This is a genomic window from Salinicola sp. MIT1003 (assembly GCF_001858555.1).
Lineage (GTDB): Bacteria > Pseudomonadota > Gammaproteobacteria > Pseudomonadales > Halomonadaceae > Salinicola > Salinicola salarius.
Map to the genome: position 1 here is coordinate 52370 of NZ_MCAP01000006.1, position 19535 is coordinate 71904.

At 65.1% G+C, this 19535-nt stretch carries 15 protein-coding genes; 7 read left to right on the top strand and 8 right to left on the bottom strand.

All coding sequences use genetic code 11. The features are described 5' to 3' along the window. Positions 1-20 precede the first annotated feature (20 nt). From BC443_RS03070 to ggt, 6 genes are all read right to left on the bottom strand, one after another. Positions 21-1121, bottom strand: a complete 1101-nt coding sequence (locus BC443_RS03070; protein WP_071230380.1) for a TOBE-like domain-containing protein — start codon at positions 1119-1121, stop codon at positions 21-23. Continuing rightward, positions 1118-1945, bottom strand: coding sequence for a sulfate ABC transporter permease subunit CysW (gene cysW / locus BC443_RS03075; RefSeq protein ID WP_071230381.1), 828 nt, complete (start codon positions 1943-1945; stop codon positions 1118-1120). The genes BC443_RS03070 and cysW overlap by 4 nt, the downstream gene beginning before the upstream one ends. Further along, positions 1945-2799, bottom strand: coding sequence for a sulfate/thiosulfate ABC transporter permease CysT (cysT, locus tag BC443_RS03080; protein ID WP_071230382.1), 855 nt, complete (start codon positions 2797-2799; stop codon positions 1945-1947). The genes cysW and cysT overlap by 1 nt, the downstream gene beginning before the upstream one ends. After that, the gene (gene cysP, locus BC443_RS03085) at positions 2796-3824 is read right to left on the bottom strand and encodes a thiosulfate ABC transporter substrate-binding protein CysP (RefSeq protein ID WP_071230383.1); all 1029 of its coding nucleotides are present in this window, start codon (positions 3822-3824) and stop codon (positions 2796-2798) included. The genes cysT and cysP overlap by 4 nt, the downstream gene beginning before the upstream one ends. Before the next feature lie 163 nt (positions 3825-3987). After that, the gene (locus BC443_RS03090) at positions 3988-5199 is read right to left on the bottom strand and encodes an MFS transporter (protein ID WP_071230384.1); all 1212 of its coding nucleotides are present in this window, start codon (positions 5197-5199) and stop codon (positions 3988-3990) included. Between the two features lie 80 nt (positions 5200-5279). Further along, positions 5280-7040, bottom strand: coding sequence for a gamma-glutamyltransferase (gene ggt / locus BC443_RS03095; RefSeq protein WP_247643203.1), 1761 nt, complete (start codon positions 7038-7040; stop codon positions 5280-5282). Positions 7041-7252: 212 nt separating this feature from the next. Here ggt and rpe point away from each other — a divergent pair, with 212 nt between their 5' ends. From rpe to BC443_RS03120, 5 genes are all read left to right on the top strand, one after another. Further along, positions 7253-7939, top strand: coding sequence for a ribulose-phosphate 3-epimerase (gene rpe / locus BC443_RS03100; protein ID WP_071230385.1), 687 nt, complete (start codon positions 7253-7255; stop codon positions 7937-7939). 6 nt (positions 7940-7945) lie between these two features. After that, entirely contained in the window at positions 7946-8284 is a 339-nt protein-coding gene (locus tag BC443_RS03105) for a GIY-YIG nuclease family protein (protein ID WP_071230386.1), read from the top strand. A 42-nt stretch (positions 8285-8326) separates the two neighbouring features. Beyond that, complete coding sequence (locus BC443_RS03110; protein ID WP_071230387.1) at positions 8327-9073, top strand: ParA family protein; 747 nt, start codon at positions 8327-8329, stop codon at positions 9071-9073. Between the two features lie 85 nt (positions 9074-9158). Beyond that, positions 9159-10898, top strand: a complete 1740-nt coding sequence (locus BC443_RS03115; protein WP_071230388.1) for a VRR-NUC domain-containing protein — start codon at positions 9159-9161, stop codon at positions 10896-10898. Next, complete coding sequence (locus BC443_RS03120) at positions 10895-13273, top strand: ATP-dependent DNA helicase (RefSeq protein ID WP_071230389.1); 2379 nt, start codon at positions 10895-10897, stop codon at positions 13271-13273. The genes BC443_RS03115 and BC443_RS03120 overlap by 4 nt, the downstream gene beginning before the upstream one ends. Before the next feature lie 365 nt (positions 13274-13638). Here the strand turns inward: BC443_RS03120 and BC443_RS03125 are convergent, their stop codons facing one another. Together BC443_RS03125 and BC443_RS03130 are read right to left on the bottom strand one after the other, a co-directional pair. Beyond that, complete coding sequence (locus BC443_RS03125) at positions 13639-15294, bottom strand: dihydroxyacetone kinase subunit DhaK (protein WP_071230390.1); 1656 nt, start codon at positions 15292-15294, stop codon at positions 13639-13641. 101 nt (positions 15295-15395) lie between these two features. After that, positions 15396-16694 (bottom strand): NAD(P)/FAD-dependent oxidoreductase, encoded by a 1299-nt coding sequence (locus BC443_RS03130; RefSeq protein ID WP_071230391.1) that lies wholly within the window; start codon positions 16692-16694, stop codon positions 15396-15398. Positions 16695-17043: 349 nt separating this feature from the next. Here BC443_RS03130 and BC443_RS03135 point away from each other — a divergent pair, with 349 nt between their 5' ends. Continuing rightward, the gene (locus BC443_RS03135) at positions 17044-17709 is read left to right on the top strand and encodes a phosphoglycolate phosphatase (RefSeq protein WP_071230392.1); all 666 of its coding nucleotides are present in this window, start codon (positions 17044-17046) and stop codon (positions 17707-17709) included. Between the two features lie 229 nt (positions 17710-17938). After that, positions 17939-19435, top strand: a complete 1497-nt coding sequence (gene trpE, locus BC443_RS03140) for an anthranilate synthase component I (RefSeq protein WP_071230433.1) — start codon at positions 17939-17941, stop codon at positions 19433-19435. The last annotated feature ends 100 nt before the right edge of the window (positions 19436-19535 follow it).

The window sequence follows — 19535 nt, forward strand, 5'->3', positions numbered from 1 at the left end:
GCCTTGCCCCGGCTGCCGCCTCATGAGGCTGACAGCGGTGCCAGTGTCTGTGGTCGTGAGGTATCGAAGCGATGCAGACGGCTGGGCTGGGCGAAGAGCCGTTTGCCACGGGTGATCGCCAGGCGTTCGAAATCCGCATGGCTGATCGTGGCCAGCCACGGTTCGCCCAGCCAGTCCGCTTCCAGCTCGAGGCGAACTTCGGCGCCTACCGGCACGACGGCCGTGACGCTGACCGGCAAGTGCGCGCGGGTGCTGGGCTGCTCGTCCAGGCGGACCTCATGGGGTCGCAGCAGCAGTTCCTGGCGACCATTCTCGATGCCGGGCACCGCCACCCGCGCGTTGCCGCAGGTGAGGACTTCCTTCTCGATATCGCCCTCGATCCGGTTGACGTCACCGAGGAACTCGAACACGAAGCGATTGGCGGGTTGGCGATAGAGCGTATCCGGCGTCGCGATCTGTTCGATCCGGCCGTTGCTCATCACCACCACCCGATCCGACAGTTCCAGCGCCTCTTCCTGGTCGTGGGTCACGAACAGGCTGGTGAAGTGAAGCTCCTCGTGGAGATGGCGCAGCCAGCGGCGCAGCTCCTGGCGTACCTTGGCATCCAGCGCGCCGAACGGCTCGTCGAGCAGCAGCACGTCGGGCTTCAGCGCCAGCGCCCGCGCCAGCGATACGCGCTGCTGTTGCCCGCCGGAGAGCTGGGCCGGGAAACGCTCGGCGAAATCCTGCAGCCGGACCATTTCCAGCAACTGCATCACCCGCGAACGAATCTCGCCGCTCGACGGCCGCTGCGAGCGCGGCATGGCAGTCAGCCCGAAAGCGACGTTGTCGAACACGCTCATGTGGCGGAACAGGGCATAATGCTGGAACACGAACCCGATGCGTCGATCGCGCACGTGAACCCGAGTCACGTCACGATCGCCGAAATGGATCGAGCCGCTGTCGGCCTGTTCCAGCCCGGCCACGATACGCAACAGCGTGGTCTTGCCGGAGCCGGAGGGGCCGAGCAGGCCGATCAGTTCGCCATCGTGGATATCGAGATCGATGGGTTCGAGGGCACGGGTCCGGCCGCGGCCCTGGTAACCATAGGTCTTTTCGATCTGCGAGATGCGGATACTCATGTCGCGGTCTCCCGGCGCGCAGCGCGCCATTCGAGTGCGGCCTTGGCGGCCAGCGTCAGCAGCGCCAGCAGTGCCAGCAGCGATGCACTGGTGAAGGCACCCACGGTGTTGTAGTCCTGATAGAGCTGTTCGACCTGCAGCGGCAGGGTATTGGTTTCGCCGCGAATCGCCCCGGCGACCACCGAGACCGCGCCGAACTCGCCGACCGCGCGGGCGTTGGTCAGGATCACGCCGTAGAGCAGGGCATGACGAATGTTCGGCAGCGTCACGCGCCGGAAAATCGTCCAGCCGGAAGCGCCCAGCGTCACGGCTGCTTCTTCCTCGCGGGAGCCTTGCGCCTGCATCAGCGGAATCAGCTCGCGGGCGACGAACGGGCAGGTGACGAACAGCGTGACCAGCACGATGCCCGGCCAGGCGAACATGATCTGGATATCGTGAGCATCGAGCCAGCCGCCGAGCCAGCCGTTTCGCCCGTAGAGCAGCAGGTAGACCAGGCCGGCGACCACCGGCGAGACGGCAAACGGAATATCGATCAGCGTCTGCAGCAGGCGCCGGCCGGGGAAATCGAAGCGCGTCACCAGCCAGGCCAGAAACACCCCGAAGACCAGATTGACCGGCACGGTTATCACGGCGACCAGCAGCGTCAGGCCGATGGCGGAGAGGGTGTAGGCATCGCTCAGATTCTGCCAGTAGACATCGATGCCGCTCATCAACGCCTGGGCGAAGATCGCCACCAGCGGCAGCAGCAGGAACAGCGCCGTCAGCACCAGGGCGGCCCCGATCAGCAGACGGCGGACACGCGGTGCGTCACCGATCCGTATCATCAGCCGCGCCCTCCGTGCAGTCGTTTGATGAAGCGGCCTTGCCACAGATTGATCGCCAGCAGCAGCGCAAGCGAGGTGGCGAGAACGATCGAAGCGACCGCCGAGGCACCGGCGTAGTCGTACTCCTGCAGCTTGACGAAGATCATCAGCGAGGTGATCTCGGTTTCGTAGGGCTTGCCGCCGGCAATGAAGATCACGGCGCCGAACTCGCCGAGCGAACGCACGAAGGCGAGCCCGGTACCGGTGACCAGCGCCGGCCACAGGTAGGGCAGGATCACCCGGCGGAACGCGAGGCTATCGCTGGCGCCGAGCGTCATCGCGGCTTCGTCCACTTCGGCGGGGAGATCTTCCAGTACCGGCTGCACGGTGCGAACCACGAACGGGATGCTGGTAAAGGCCATCGCCAGGGCGATCCCGATCCAGGTGTAGGAGATCGAAATGCCCAGCGGCTCCAGCAGTCGTCCGATCCAGCCGTTACTGGAGTAGAGCGTCGCCAGCGTGATCCCCGCCACCGCCGTCGGCAGCGCGAACGGCAGGTCCATCAGCGCATCGACCAGGCGCTTGCCGGGGAACTCGTAGCGCACCAGCACCCACGCCATCAGCAGCCCGAACGCGGCGTTGAAGATAGCCGCCACCGCGGCGCCGAAGAGCGTCACGCCGTAGCTCGCCAGCAGGCGCGGATCCGTGATCAAAAACCAGTACTGCGACCAGCTCAACTGCGAGAGCTGCCCCACCAGACTGGTCAGGGGCAGCAGCAGAATCAGAGAGACGAAGGTCAGCGAGATGCCGAGCGAGAGGCCGAAGCCGGGCAGCACTCGGCGTTCGCGGCGCCAGGTCAGAGCGTGTGCGATCATCGGCGCTGAAGCTGATCCAGTTCACCGCCGCTCGAGAAATGCGTTTCCATCGCCTCGGGCCAGCCGCCAAAGACGTCTTCGACGCGCAGCAGTTCGGTTTTGGGGAACTGGTCGCTGAACTCCTCGGCCACCTTCTCGTCGTTGACGCGGTAGTTGAACCCGGCCAGCAGGCGCTGCGCTTCCTCGGTGTAGAGGTAGTCCAGGTAGCCCTTGGCCAGGTCCTCGTTGCCGTTGCGCTCGGCGTACTCGTCGACCACGGCCACCGGGAACTCTGCCAGGATGCTGACCGGCGGTACTACTACTTCGTAGTCGTCCTTGCCGTATTCGTTACGGATGTTGTTGACCTCGGACTCGAAGGTGATCAGCACGTCGCCGATACCGCGCTCGACGAATGTCGTGGTGGCGCCGCGGCCGCCGGTGTCGAACACCTCGACGTTGCCGAGGAACGTGCTCATGTAATCTTCGATCTTGTCCTGATCGCCATCGAAGGCCTGGTCGGCATAGGCCCAGGCGGCGAGATAGGTGTAGCGGCCGTTACCCGAAGTCTTGGGATTGGGGAAGACGAGAGAGACATCGTCCCGCGCCAGGTCATCCCAGTTCTCGATCTGCTTGGGGTTGCCCTTGCGCACCAGGAAGGCGGTCGTGGAGTAGTAGGGCGACGCCTGGTTCGGGTAGCGATCCTGCCAATCCTCGGCGACCAGGCCGGCGTCTGCCAGCACGTTGACGTCGGTCACTTGGTTGAAGGTCACCACGTCGGCACGCAGCCCCTGCATGATCGAACGAGCCTGCGTCGAGGAGCCGCCATGGGACTGCTTCACGCTGACGGTTTCGTCGTGCTGGGCCTGCCACCAGTCGATGAACTTCGGGTTCACCGCGGCGAACAGTTCGCGAGCGATGTCATAGGAGGAGTTGAGCAGCTCACGCGGTTCTTCCTGAGGCTGCGCGGGCGACAGGGCGCCGAAAGTCAACGCCAACCCGACGGCGGATGCGGTGAACAGCGAGCGAGGCTTGGAAAACCAGGTCATGAGTCAGTCCCCTAGGATTTATTGGTAATGGCGGCAAGGCTAAATAAATCAGAATGGAATGACAATTCGTTTCTATAGAACGTTTAATTATTAATTTGCTCGGTAACTCTATAAGCCCAGATGTTCTTGAGCTCAGGGTGCTCAGGCGCGGCAGACTCCGTGTCTACGGTCCGAAGCGAGCGGGCCTGCCGAGTCGGCGGAGAGCAAGCAGCCCCAGCAGCGGACCGGGAAGTAGCCACCAGGCGATCGTTGCCTCGAGGGCGGGTAGCCATGGCACCAGCAGACCGATCGAGACCGCGGAGATCGCGAACCCGATCGCGTTCTGCAGCGTCAGGGCACTGCCAATCAGCGCGGCGGGGCAAGCGCTGGCGGAGAGCGCGGAAAACTGCGGTGAATCGATCACCGCGAGCAGGCTCCACGCTGCCAGATACGCCACCAGCGCAGCGAAACCGAGGTGCGGAGCGAGCCAAGGATAGAGCAGGCAGCCTATCGCCGAGCCGGCCAGCCCCAGGATCGCGACCCGGCGACTGCCCAGATGCTGACTCAGCCAGCCGCCGAGCCAGCAGCCGGGAGCGCCGACCGCGATCAGGGCGAACGACAGCATCGATAGCGCCTGGGGAGAGAGCGAGGGGTTATCCCCAATCAGCAGCAACGGGATCAGTGTCCAGAGCGTATAGAGCTCCCACATATGACCGAAGTAGGCGCCGGCAGCACGGCGAAAATCGGCGATGCGAAAGGCCGCCAGCCCGGCCAGACGTGATGGCGTCGGAGTGGAAGCCCGAGCAAGGGAAGGGGCGTCGCCCAGCCGCCATATGGAGACGCCGGCCAGCAGGGCGAGCAGTGATGCGATCCATAGCGTCAACCGCCAGTCGCCGCTTTCTCTCGCCGAGCCGCCGCCGCTCTGACCTATGAGTCCGCCCCCACTCCAGCCGAGGCCGGCCAGCAGGTGGGGCATCGCGGTGCCCAGCACCAGCATCCCGACGAGCCATGCCAGCCCCAGTCCGGCGCGCCCAGGCGCCCAGCCCACCATCAGTTTCATGCCGATGGGGTAGATACCGGCCAGCGACAGCCCGGTAACCAGGCGCAACCCGATCGCTGGCCAAAGGCCACCGGCATAAGGCAGCAGGGCGTTGGAAAGCGCGCCGACCAGGCATGCCAGGGCGAACAGTCGGCTGGCTCGAGTGCGATCGGCAAGGCCGCTGAGACCAAGGCCGAGCGTTCCCAGCAGGAATCCGAACTGCACCGCACCGGTGAGCCAGCCCAGATCGCCGGTGGCGAGTCCCCACGTCCGCTGGAGATCGCCGATGACGGCGTTGGGCGTGAACCACAGCGCGGTGCCGAACCACTCGGCGATGGCAATGATGACAATCGGCATCGGTCTCCCCGCACGAATCAGCCTGGGTCACCGTCGGTGGGCGACGGCATGTCGGTCGCCTTCGGGTCGCAGGTGCCGGCTCATAGACCCATCGCCGAGGAGGTCGAACGCCGCGGATCGGCGCCGCCGGTGAAGGTGCCATCGTCCTCGATCAGGATCGACTGCGCCGCGCCCATCGCCTCCTGCTGGCTGACGGTATGGCCCATCGCCTCGAGGAGGGCGATCGTGTCCGGGCTGATGCCATCCTCGATGCGGATCTCGTCCGGCAGCCACTGATCGTGAATGCGCGGCGCGCTGACGGCACTCTGGATGTTCATGCCATGGTCGATAATGTTCATCACCACCTGCAGCGTGGTGGTGATGATGCGCGAGCCGCCGGGGCTCCCGGTCACGAGGAAGTTCCTGCCATCCTTCTTGACGATGGTCGGGGTCATCGAGGAGAGCATGCGCTTCTCGGGTTCGATCCTGTTGGCTTCACCGCCGATCAGGCCGTAGGCATTGGGCGTGCCCGGCTTGGCCGAGAAGTCATCCATCTCGTTGTTGAGCAAAAAGCCGGCGCCGTCGACGACGATGCCCGAGCCGTAGCTGAAGTTGATGGTATAGGTATTGGAGACCGCCAGGCCGCTGTCGTCGGCGATCGAGAAGTGAGTGGTCTCGTTGGACTCGTACGGCAGCGGGTTGCCGGCGGCGATCTCGCTGCTGGGCGTGGCGCGGTCGAGATCGATCTGCGCTCGTAGTTCCTCGGCATAGGCCTTCGAGGTGATGCCGGCGAGCGGCACGTCGACGAAGTCGGTGTCGCCGAGATATTCGGCGCGATCGGCGTAGGCGCGCTTCATCGCTTCGCTCATGACGTGGATCGTGCGTGCGGAATTGAATCCCATGGCGTGAATGTCGTAACCCTCAAGCATGTTGAGCATCTGCACGATATGCGCGCCGCCGGAAGAGGGCGGGCTCATGGCGTAGACGTCGTAGCCGCGGTAGGTGCCATGTACCGGCTCGCGAATCGTCGGCTGGTAGCCAGCCAGATCCTCTGCCGTCATCAGGCCACCATGGTTTTGCATCTCGGCCGTGATCAGTCGCGCCGTTTCGCCTTCGTAGAACTCCCGCGGGCCGTTCTTGGCGATGCGCTCGAGCGTCGCGGCCAGGTCGGGTTGGCGGAATCGCTCGCCGGCGCGATAGAGCGAGCCGTCCGGTTTGTAGAACACCTTGCGCGTCGAATCCCACTGCTTGAGCCGTTGCTGGGACTGTTCTAGACCTTCGGCGAATCGCGGCGGAATGATGAAGCCTTCATCCGCCAGCTTGATCGCGGGCGCCAGCGCCTCGGCGAGACTCATGGTGCCGTACTTATCCAGCGCCAATGCCAGGCCGGCCACGGTGCCGGGCACGCCGGACGCGTTGTGGGTGTAGCGGGAAAGCTCGGAGACGGCCTCACCCTGTTCGTTCTGGAACATGGTCTCGTAGGCTGCCGCCGGGGCCTTTTCGCGGTAGTCGATGGCGATGATCTCATTGCTCTTCTCGTCCGAAATCAGCATGAAGCCGCCACCGCCGATGTTGCCCGAGCGGGGTTGGGTCACTGCCAGCGCGAAGCCGGCGGTCACGGCGGCATCGACGGCATTGCCGCCATCGGCCAGGACATCGTGGGCGATCTGCGAGGCCAGGTAATGGCTGGTTGCCACCATGCCGTGCTCGCCGAGCTGGGGGTGGAATCGCTCCCCTTCGAGGATCGCCGACTGGGCATGCGTCGGTGTCGGGACGAGAGTCGATAACACAGTTGTCAGGCAGACGAGAGACAAGGCCACTGCTCGGCGAGCAGGCAGCATGAAAGGGTGGAAGCGAGGCATGACGTGTCCCCAATGAGTGTTGTTGTGATAAGGCCGAATCATGCCATGTGACCGAGGTCGATTCAGCCAAGACCTAGAGCAGTATAGAAACAGTCGATGCTCAATGCCTCGCCGGCCATGCCGGCGAGGCGGTTTTGCGTCCGGATCGGCCAAAGGTGGCGATCCGTGCGCTAGAATGAGCGCCAACGGCCAGCCTGCATAAGGAACCTTTCATGCATGACTTCAAGATCGCACCCTCCATTCTCTCCGCCAACTTCGCCTGTCTGGGACAGGAGGTCGAGGACGTGCTGGCGTCGGGGGCCGACATCATCCATTTCGATGTCATGGACAACCATTACGTGCCCAACCTGACGATGGGGCCGATGGTGTGCGAGGCGCTGCGCAAGCACGGCATCACCGCGCCGATCGACTGCCACCTGATGGTCAAGCCGGTGGATCGCCTGATCGGCGATTTCATCGACGCCGGCGCCAGCTACGTGACGTTCCATCCGGAAGCCTCGGAACATGTCGACCGCTCGCTGCAGCTCATTCGCAGCCACGGCTGCAAGGCCGGGCTCGTCTTCAATCCGGCGACGCCGCTCTCCTATCTGGACTACGTGATGGACAAGGTCGACATGATCCTGATCATGAGCGTCAACCCGGGTTTCGGCGGCCAGTCCTTCATCCCCGCCGCGCTGGACAAACTCCGCGAGGCGCGCCGGCGCATCGACGCCAGCGGGTTACCGATTCGGCTGGAGGTCGACGGCGGCGTCGGCCCGGACAACATTGCCGAGATTGCCGAAGCGGGGGCGGATACCTTCGTCGCCGGCTCGGCGATCTTCAAGGCGCGCAGCCTCGACGACCCCCATCGCTACGACAGCGTGATCGACAAGATGCGCTCGGCGCTCGCCGGGAACTGAGCCGGCATGTCGTCGAACGAGGCGGTAGCGACCGATAGCGAGCCGCGCCAGTGGTACCTCTATCTCATCGAGATGGCGAACGGGGCGCTCTACACCGGCATTACCACCGATGTCGCTCGGCGATTCGAGCAGCACGCCCGCGGCCGGGGCGCGCGGGCGCTGCGCGGCAAGGGACCGTTGACTTTGCGGCACGCGCAGGCGGTCGGCACTCGCAGCGACGCGCTCAAGCTCGAAGCGGCGATCAAGCGGCTGAGCGCCGATGCCAAGCGGCGCTGGATCGAACGGCAGCGGTCGTCACCGTTTTGTCACCAGATTGTCATCTCTCGGGGATCCGCAGGGCCGTAGAATCTCGGGCATCATTCGATATCGACCGGGAACACTTCGATCATGAAAGTGGTGGCACTGCACAATCTCAAAGGCGGCGTCGGCAAGAGCTCGGCGGCCGTCAACCTGGCCCGCGAAGCCAATCGCGATGGTTTGCCGGTGCTGCTGTGGGACCTCGATGCACAGGGCGCCTCGACCTGGATACTGGGAGGCGAGAACGGCTTGAGCCGCAAGGTCGGCAAGCTGCTGTCGGGCAAGTCGCCGCTGGGAGAGCAGGTCCAGCGCACGCCGTGGGAGCGTTTCGATCTGCTGCCGGCGGACATGGGCCTGCGCGAACTCGATCGTATCCTGGAAGACAAGGCAGAGGGCGGCAAGCATCTCAAGCGCCTGATCGCGCCGTTCAGCGAAGAGTACGCGCTGATGATCCTGGACTGCCCGCCGGGGCTTTCCACGCTGGCCGAACAGCTGATCCGCGCCGCCGATCGCATCCTGGTGCCGACCATTCCCAGCCCGCTGTCGATACAGGCATTTTCACGCATGCTGGCGCATCTCGATCTCAAGAAGCGTCAGCGCGAGCGCGTCTGCCCCTTTTTCAATCTGGTCGATCGGCGGCGCCGCCTGCACCGGGAGTGGATCGAATCGCCCCCGGAAGCGATGGGGCGCACGCTGCACAGCTGGATTCCCTATTCCAGCGACGTCGAGCGAATGAGTCTCGAAAACCAACCGCTGGCGGACCTGGCGCCCCGTAGCCGGGCGACCCACGCGTATCGCCGTCTGTGGCAGGAACTCAAGGCCGAGCTGGACGAGTAGTGTCTCGACCCGTCACGGGGCTTCGAACGCTGTCGCGTCATCTGTATACTTACCCAGTATTTTTGAGTCCTACGCTGGGGAGCCCATGGCGCTGCCGACGCTCGAAGACCCGCTCTATTACCTTGCCAACTTCCGCCAAGTGCTCGACTGGCTGAGGTCCCGCTACGCGGACCTGCTGAGTCCCGACGAAGGCGCTTTCATCGCCGACTTCGAGCGCGTGCCGGAGCCTGCCCAGGCGTTGCTGGTGCGGATGGTCATGCGCAAGGGCATCGATTTCCGTGCCAGTCGCCTGGTCTACGCCGAGATCGGCGATAGCGTCGAAGCTGCCGGACCGCTGATCGAGTGCGGCTGGATCGAGGAAGATGTACCGCTGTCGCTGGAAGCGCTGTTTTCGCTGGCGACCCGGGCGGAGATCGGCGTCGACATGGGCGACGGGCTGTTGGCACTCGGCGTCGGCAGGAGCGCGGGCAAGGGTGTCTGGCTGGCGGCGTTGCAGGCGGCGTCGCCCGAACCCCGCCCGCTGGCCGAGTGGTTGCCGACGCTCGGGGATCGTCACTATCGGCTGACCGTCGACGCGATGTGCGAGCGCTTCCGGCTGATGTTCTTCGGCAACCTGCGTCAGCACTGGTCCGAATTCGTGCTCTCGGAACTCGGTGTCTATCGCTTCGAGCGCGTCGAACTGGACGCTTCTTCCCGCGCCTTCTCGCGCCGCGAGGAGCTGGAGGCCTACCATCATCTGCACCGCTGCCGGGAGCGCTTCGAGGCCGACGAGTCGCTGGAATCGCTGTTGCCCGACGTGCCTCGCGTGGCGTTCGACAACGACTGGCTGGAGCGTCGCAGAGGCCGGTTGATCTACAAGCTCGCCTACCGTCTCGAACGCCAGGGCGAACTCGGCCGGGCGCTGGATCTCTATCGGGATTGCTCGGCACCGGAAGCGCGGCTGCGACGGATTCGCGTGCTCGAGGCGCAGCAGGCGACAGCGGATGCGCTGGCGCTGGCCGAACGGGCGGAAGCCGCGCCCACCAATGCCGCGGAGAGCCAGGCGCTGGAGCGGGTGATACCGCGGCTGCGGCGCAAACTGGGACTGGCTTCAGGCAGGCGGACGAAGGCACCGGAACCACCGCGTGTCGATCTGGTGCTGCCGCGTTCGGCCAGCGTCGAACTGGCGGTGGCCCGGCACCTCTCCTGCGCCGAGGCGCCGGTCTGCTATGTCGAGAACGTGCTCGTCAACGGGCTGTTCGGCCTGCTGTGCTGGGATGCGATCTTCGCGCCGCTGCCCGGCGCGTTCTTCCATCCGTTCCATAGCGGGCCGGTGGATCTGTTCGAGGCGGATTTTCGGACCCGTCGACGCGACCTCATCGAGGCATGCCTGGCTGCGCTCGAGCGAGGTGACCATGGCGAGATCATCCGTCGTCGCTACCGCGACAAGTGGGGCATCCAGTCACCGTTCGTGTTCTGGGAAGCGCTGGATGAGCGGGCGCTGGAACTGGCGCTGCACTGCATTCCGGCGCGCCATCTCCGGCTCTGGTTCGAGCGTCTGCTCGACGATGTTCGCGCCAATCGGGCCGGGATGCCGGATCTGATCCAGTTCTGGCCGGAAGGCGATCATGCTTTGCAAGGGCCGCGAGGCTCCACCGAGCCGGCTTATCGCATGATCGAAGTAAAGGGGCCTGGCGACCGCCTGCAGGACAACCAGAAACGCTGGCTTCAGTTCTGCGTCCGTCACGACATGCCGATCAGTGTCTGCTACGTCACCTGGGAGTCCTGCGACGACGAAACGGTAGACTCGGGCGACGCTGACACCACGGCAGGAGCGCTTTCTTGAGCTATCGGATCGCTGTCCGTGCGCTGTGTGAATTCGCGGCCAAACGCGGCGATCTCGATCTGCGCTTCACGCCGTCGCCTTCGGCACAGGAAGGTATCGCCGGTCATCAACTCGTCGGAGAGCGGCGGGGCGAGCGCTACGAACGGGAGATCGCCTTGAGTGGCGCCTATCGCCACCTCGAGGTACGCGGCCGCGCCGATGGCTACGATCCCGACGCCAATCGGCTGGAAGAGATAAAGACCCATCGCGGCGATCTTTCCCGCCAGCCGGCCAACCAGCGGGCGCTGCACTGGGCGCAGGCCAAGATGTATGGCCACCTGCTGTGCGCCGAACGCGGGCTGGATCAGTTGACGGTGACGCTCGTCTATTTCGATATCGTCAGTCAGCGCGAAACGCCATTGAGCGAGCGCTGTTCGGCCGAGGCGCTGCGCGCCGAGTTCGACGCTCATTGCCAGGCGTTTCTGGCCTGGGCGCAGCAGGAGCTGGCCCATCGGCGGCGGCGCGATCACGCATTGCAGGCGCTGCGGTTTCCTTATGCCGGGTTTCGCGAGGGTCAGCGGCCGCTGGCGGAGTCCGTCTACAAGGCGATTCACACCCGACGCTGGCTGATGCTGCAGGCGCCTACCGGCATCGGCAAGACGCTAGGCACGCTGTTTCCGATGCTCAAGGCGATGCCGGGCGAGCCGCTGGACAAGATCTTCTTCCTGACGGCGCGTAATACCGGGCAGCGGCTCGCCCTCGATGCGCTGCGCACCCTGGGCGCCGGGCAGCGGCACCGCGAGATTCCGGAACCGGAACACCCGGAACCGGGCGATACTGGGTCGGGCAGTGCCGAGCCGGACGATATCAGATCGGGCGATAGCCGGTTGGGTGACGTCCAGGCCGTTCCGCTGCGCGTGCTGACGCTCACGTCCCGCGACAAGAGTTGCGAGCATCCCGACAAGGCGTGTCACGGCGAATCCTGCCCGTTGGCGGCGGGGTTCTACGATCGCCTACCCGCTGCGCGCAGGGCGGCGGTCGAACGCGGCTGGCTCGATCGCGCCGCCCTGCGGGAGACCGCGCTCGCCCACGAGATCTGCCCTTACTATCTGGGCCAGGAAATGGCGCGCTGGGCCGATGTCGTCATCGGCGACGTCAACTACTGGTTCGATTTCCACGCCATGCTCTACGCGCTGAGCCAGCAGCAGCAATGGCGGGTCGGTCTGCTCGTCGACGAGGCCCACAATCTGGTCGAACGCGGGCGCGGCATGTACAGCGCGACGCTCGATCACGCGGCGTTTCGGCGCCTGAAGCCGACCCTGCCTGCTCCGCTCAAGCGGCCATTCTCGCGGGTGGCGTCCGCGTGGCGCGCGCTGGCGGATGACAGCGAATCGGACTACCGGGTTCTGGAGACACTGCCGGGCAAGCTGATCGGCGCGCTACAGCAGGCCGTTTCACAGGTGGTCGAGTATCAGAGCGAGCAGCCGATCGCGCTCGATAGCGAGCTGCAGCGCTTTGCTTTCGATGCCCAGCACTTCTGTCGGGTCGCCGATGTCTTCGGCGATCACTCGATCTGCGACGTGTCGCGGCAGGCGCCGCGGGGGCGGCAGCGCCAGGCTGGGGCCCGGGTGACGCTGCGCAACGTGGTGCCCGCGCCGTTCCTGACGCCGCGCTTTGCCGCCGCCCAGGGCGGTACGCTGTTTTCCGCCACGCTGGCGCCGGAAGCCTACTACCGTGATCTGCTGGGCGTGCCCGACGATGCGCCCTGGATGTCGCTGGCCTCGCCGTTTCGGGATTCGCAGCTCGAGGTTCGCATTGCCGCGCGGCTGTCGACGCGGTATGCCGATCGCGAGGCATCGCTGACACCGTTGGCGGATCGCATCGCCGTTCAGTTCCGAGCATGCCGCGGTAACTACCTGGCGTTCTTTTCCAGCTTCGCCTACCTGGAGCAGGTCGCCGACCGGCTGGCCGAGCGTCACCCGGAGGTTCCGATCTGGCGTCAGGCATCGCGCATGGACGATGACGCCCGCGAGACGTTCCTGAGCCGGTTCGAGGCCAACGGGGAAGGGGTGGGGTTTGCCGTGCTGGGCGGCATTTTCGGCGAGGGTATCGATCTACCCGGCGACCGTTTGATCGGCGCGTTCGTCGCAACACTGGGATTGCCGCAGATCAACCCGGTCAACGAGCAGATGCGAGCGCGGCTGCAGGCGCTTTACGGCCACGGCTACGATTACGCCTACTTCTTTCCCGGCATGCAGAAGGTAGTGCAGGCAGCGGGCCGGGTGATCCGATCCGGCACCGATGAAGGCGTCATCCATCTGCTGGACGATCGATTCGCACGGCGCGAATCGCAGGCATTGCTGCCGGATTGGTGGCCCAAGCCGATCAAAGACTAGGTCTGAAAAGTGGAGAGGAGCCGAAGGGCTGCCTCCCTATTTGGCAAAGTGCCACATTCCGGCTTTTTCAGCTTACGACTGTTCGAGCACCGACGACCGTTCCGCTCCTGGTTGGGGGGGGGCTTAACGCTCGCCCCCTCGCGCTCCCCCTCTTGATTGACGCCGCTGGTCCGCGAAACCCTGAAAGACGATGGCCTGCGCTTCGGGTCGGCGCGCAAGGACATCCCTGTCCGGGCGCGCCTCTTGTGACATCCATGTCACAAGACCCGGCTTGCCCCTCGTCTTTCAGCGCGGCCCCGGAGGCGTCGAGGTGGCCGATTCAAGTGGACATGGCGTAGGCTTTTTCAGCAGCGCCGTCCTGCGATCTACGAGGCCGAATGGCTTAGTGCCTCGAACACTCTTGCCACGGCCTCGGCACCGGGGTCGACGACACCCTTGAGTGCGCTTTCCGGCACATAGGCGGAGCGGCCGGCGTTGGCTCGGGTCAGGCTGGCGGTGGCCTGGGCGCCGTCGCGAGCGGCCTGCGCGGCCTGGGTGAGCGACTCGCCGCGCTGCAACGATTCGATGGCCGGGATCAGTGCATCGAGCATGGTGCGGTCGCCGGGCCGGGCACCGCCGTAGGCCTGCATTTTCTCCACGCCGGCGGCCAGCGCCTCGTCGAGTTTGCCGCGGCGATCCAGCGAGCCGGCGGCTGCGGTGAACAGGATAGACAGCAGCACGCCGCTGGAGCCGCCCATGTCCCTTGAGAGCAACTGGCCGACGCCCGCGAACAGTAGCGGTAGGGCGGCGGTGTTCAGGCGTTTGGCTTCGAGCGCTCTGGCGATCGAATCAGCGCCGCTTTGCATGCTGGCGCCGGCGTCGCCATCGCCGCTCCTGGCATCCAGAGCATCGAGTTCTTCACGTGCCTGGCGCAGGGTATCGATGATCCGCTCGAGCGTCGCGACGGTGTCGGCGTCCTGCGGCGCGTCGTCGGCCAGCGCTTCGTGATCCTGGCGGGTGTCCGGCGAGAAGTGCGGAGGCCTCTGCGTGGCGCGCAGTCCGGGCCAGCCTGGTGCCGTCGTCGGTGCCGACAACGCCGTGACGGTGTCGTCATCCGCCGGCAGCAGAGTGAGCGAAAAGCCGTGCATGTCCAGTGAGGTCATCAGCGGCGCCGGGCCAATCAGGTGCGCGACCTGCTCGACGCCCAACTGGCGCAGCAGGCTGGCGGCCAGCACACCCATTTCCTGGGTGGAGCAACTGCCCAGATCGTTGAGCATCGCGATCCAGGGGCCGGTGAGCTTGCGGTCGGACAGCGCGTTGCGCAGGGGATCCAGAACCAGGCTCATCGCCTCGTCGGCACTCTTCGGGTCGACCTGCCTCGTGCCGGTCTCGTTATGAATGCCCAGGCCCAGTTCCGGCGAGCGGTCGGCGGCGGGCTGGCCCGGCTGTGCCGCTGCGCTCAGCGCCATGCCCAGTGATCCCATGCGCCGACACAGCGCCTCGGTACGTTCGCGGATGGCATCGAGGGGTGTCTCCTGGCTCGCCAGGTAGCCGGCCAGCTTGTGGACCAGCACGGTGCCGGCGATGCCGCGCGGCTGCGGCGCGTTCTCGATGGCGATATCGTCGGCGACGATCACCATGGCGACATTCAGGCCCTCGCTGCGGGCACGCTCGGCGGCAAGGCCGAAATTGAGGCGGTCGCCGGTGTAGTTCTTGACCACCAGCAGGCAGCCGGCGTCGCCGCAGACTTCACGGATTGCCGCCAGCACCGCTTCGACGCTGGGCGACGCGAACAGGCTGCCGGAGATGGCGCCGGTCAACATGCCTTCGCCGATATAACCGGCGTGGGCCGGTTCATGGCCGGCGCCGCCGCCGGAGAGCACCGCGACCTGGCGGCGTCCCTGTTCCGTTCTGTCCCAGTCCCGGCGGATCAGGATGCGCAGGCCGCTGTCCGGTTCGGCGATGCGCAGCGGGGCGGTCGCCGCCGTCGTCCGCAGAATCTCGTCGACGACATCGCCGGGGGCATTGTAGAAACGTTCCATGTGATCTCTCCGCTGACGTTTCGAATTCGCTGGCTATCGTATTTGATGGCGCTTCACGCTTGCTGGAACTTCGCGGTCACAGCGTTCAGTGCAACTGTTGCTCAGTGCAGCTTCATCTTCGGCCGCAGATAGCGGTTGAGGCCGTCGACGACGACGGTCATGCCGGTCTTGAAAATGCCGTGAATGGCCATCTGATGCATACGGTAGAGAGAAGCGTAGAACAGCTTGGCCAGCCTGCCCTCGATGAACAGGCTTCGCGCCGACGCGCCGCGCATGAGGCTGCCGACCGCCTCGAAGTGCGCCAGCGAGATCAGCGAGCCTCGATCGTGATAGACGAAAGGCTTCAGCGGTTTGCCATCCATGGCTGCACGCAGGTTGTGGTAGCAGTGCGTCGCCTGCTGATGCGCGGCCTGGGCGCGGGGAGGAACACGCTTGTCGTCGGGCTGGGGACAGGAGGCGCAGTCGCCGAAGGCGAAGATGCGCTCATCGTCCAGGCTCTGCAGTGTCTGGTTGACCTTGACCTGATGGTTGCGCTCGGTGGCCAGTCCCAGTTCCGACAGGAATTCGGGCGCCCGGATGCCCGCCGCCCAGACGCTTAGATCCGTCTCCAGCGGTTCGCCGTCCGCGGTGATGAAGCCGTTGGCGTTGGCTTCTGTCACGCGCGTATCGACATGGATCTTGACGCCGAGCCGTTCGAGCTCGCCGTGCACGGCGCGGCTGATGCGCTCGGGCAGGGCGGGCAGAATGCGCGGCGCGGCCTCGATCAGGTGCACCTCGAGCTTGCCGCTGTCCATGGCCGTGAAGCCGTAGCTGTGCAGCATGCGTGACGCGCCGAAGAGTTCGGCGGCCAGTTCGACGCCGGTTGCGCCCGCCCCGACCAGGCCGACGGTCAGCTTGGGATGCGTTCGGCGCTCCGGGTCGCTGTAGCGCAGGAAGGTATTGAGCATGTTGCGCCGGAAGCTCTCCGCCTGCTGCGGGCTGTCGATGAAGTGGCAGTGCCTGGCGACGCCGGGGGTGCCGAAGTCGTTGGAGACGCTGCCGACGGAAAGCACCAGGTAGTCGTACTCGATCTGGCGCGCGGGCAGCACGACCGCATCGTCCTGGTCGTGGATCGGCTCGAGGGTAATGGTCCGGTTGTCGCGGTCGATGGCGCTCAGGGTGCCGCGCTGAAATCGGTAGCCGTGGCTCTTCGAGTGCCCCTGATAGGAGACCTCATCGAGCCCGGAGTCGAGGGTGCCGGTGGCGATCTCGTGCAGCAGCGGTTTCCAGATGTGGGTCGGGTTGCGGTCCACGAGGACGATGTCGGCACGCTGACGCTTGCCGAGCTTGCGACCCAGTCGGGTTGCCAGCTCGAGTCCGCCCGCGCCGCCACCGACCACGACGATACGTGGTGTGGTCATGGGAAACTCCAATGTGAGAATCAGAAGGGAAATGGTGAAAAGGAAGCGGGGAAAATCGGGGGCGTCGAAGCGAGTCACGGTACGGCAAGGCGGGGTCCTGAACGATCGCCAGGCCAGTGGCCGACATGAACGACATGAAACAGACGCAGCAATAGCCGAGCGGTGACGGTATCGGGCTGTGGAACTGCGCATTCACGGAAGTCGGTACCCGTCGATTCGACGAAAGATGGGGTCAAGGATACGCCGATCACTGGCGCTTGGCATCCGCGGGTTGCGTAAACTTACCGGCTTTTGGGTAAGCTAAAGACCGTCATCCCGACGCTCCGGCGCTACAGACAAGGACGCACACATGCACGCTTTGCTCCAGGACATTCGTCTGGTGGCCTTCGATCTCGATGGCACATTGATCGACTCCGTCCCCGACCTCGCGGCAGCGGTGGACGCCATGCTCATCGAGCTGGGCATGGTGGCGGTGGGCGAAGCGAAGGTTCGCGACTGGGTCGGGAACGGTTCCCGCAAGCTGGTCGAGCGGGCGCTGGAGAGCGTCCTCGAGCGAATGCCCGAAGCGGCGCTGCTGGAAGCGGCTCACGAATCTTTCCTGCGTCATTACCATGCCGCACCCTGCGAGCGGACCCGCGTGTATCCCGGCGTCCGGGAGGCGCTCGATGAGCTGGAAAGCCGCTCGATCATCGTGACGCTGATCACCAACAAGCCGGCGGCGTTCATCGATCCGATTCTCGACGCGCTGGCACTGCGCCACTATTTCCGTACGACGCTGGGCGGCGACTCGCTGCCGGAGAAGAAGCCTCATCCGGCGCCGCTGCTGCATTTGGCGGCGCGCTACGACATCGATCCCGCACAGTGCCTGATGGTGGGGGATTCGCGACATGACGTGGAAGCCGGAAAACGCGCCGGCTTCCGCACGCTGGCCGTTCCCTACGGCTACAATCACGGCGAGCCGGTGGCCTCGAGCGAACCGGATGGCGTGGTTGAATCGCTGGGGGAACTCGTTTAGGGTTTCCGGGACGGCGCCAGGGCGGTTATGGCGCCGGTTTCAGGCAGCTCCCCCTTTTTTCCCGTTACTCCTTTCGACCGAGCTTTGACATGCGACCGGATACCCAACGCCTTTTCAGCCCCTGCGTCTCGATGCGCCCGGCCAAGCGATGGCGATGGTGATTATCAGTCGTTACCGACGCAGCCGCTCTCACGATTGCTGATTTTCACTGCTGGAGCCCGGTCCCATGATGACCCCCGATCGCTTTGCCGAGCTGGCGCAAGCCGGCTACAACCGTATTCCGGTCACCCGCGAGGTGCTGGCCGACCTTGATACGCCGCTCTCCACCTACCTCAAGCTCGCTGACGCCCCCTGGACCTTTCTGCTCGAGTCGGTACAGGGCGGAGAGAAGTGGGGCCGCTATTCGATCATCGGCCTGCCAAGCCGGGAACGCATCGAAGTGCGCGGCTTCACCGTGCGCCATATCGTCGATGGCGAGCAGCAGGGCGCCAGCGAAGTCGAGGACCCGCTGGCGTGGATCGAGCGGTTCCAGTCTCGATTCAAGGTCCCGGATCTCGACGACCAGCCGCGCTTCGATGGCGGTCTCGTAGGCTACTTCGGCTACGACACCATTCGCTATATCGAGCCCAAGCTGCGCACCGTGCTGGCCGCCGAGAAACCCGATCCCATCGGCGTGCCGGACATCCTGCTGATGGTGTGCGACGATCTGGTCGTCTTCGACAACCTCTCCGGCCGTCTGCAGCTGTGGACCCACGCCGATCCGGAAACGCCTCACGCCTACGATAATGCGGTGGAGCGGCTTGAGACGCTGGAACTGAAACTGCGCAGCGCGACCTTCAATACGCTGAGTCCGGGAACCGGGCGGGCGGATGTCGCCGAAGACGACTTTCATGCCAGTTTCAGCGAGCAGGGCTATAAGGACGCGGTCGCCAAGATCAAGGAGTACGTGCTGTCCGGGGACGTCATGCAGTGCGTGCCTTCCCAGCGCATGTCGATCCCGTATCAGGCGCCGCCGCTGGATCTCTATCGCGCGCTGCGCAGTCTCAACCCGTCGCCCTACATGTTCTTCCTCAATCTCGAGGATCATCACGTGATCGGCTCCTCCCCGGAGATCCTGACGCGGCTGGAGGGTGGCGAGGTGACCGTGCGGCCGATCGCCGGCACGCGGCCTCGTGGTGCGACGCCGGAGCAGGACAAGGCGCTGGAGGAGGAGCTGCTGGCCGATCCCAAGGAGATCGCCGAGCATCTGATGCTGATCGACCTGGGGCGCAACGACATCGGTCGGATCAGCCAGGTCGGCACCGTCGAACTCACCGACAAGATGGCGATCGAGCGCTATTCCCACGTCATGCATATCGTCTCCAACGTGACCGGCAAGCTGCGCGAGGGCATGTCGGCGATGGACGTGCTGCGCGCCACCTTCCCGGCGGGGACGCTCTCCGGGGCGCCCAAGATCCGGGCGCTGGAGATCATCGACGAGCTCGAGCCGGTCAAGCGCGGTGTCTATTCCGGTGCCGTCGGGTATCTCTCCTGGCACGGCAACATGGACATGGCGATCGCGATTCGCACGGCGGTGCTGAAGGATGGCGAGCTCCACGTGCAGGCCGGTGGCGGCATCGTCGCCGACTCCAACCCCGACGACGAATGGCACGAGACGCTCAATAAGCGTCGCGCGCTGTTTCGCGCCGTCGCGATGGCCGAGAAAGGGCTCGATAACCTGGAATAGGCATCGGTTCGGCCGGGCTGTCATCGCCCGGTCACAATGATCGGTTTAGATCGGGGGCATGCGACACGCTGCCCCCGATCGATTTCATGCCGACTCTATC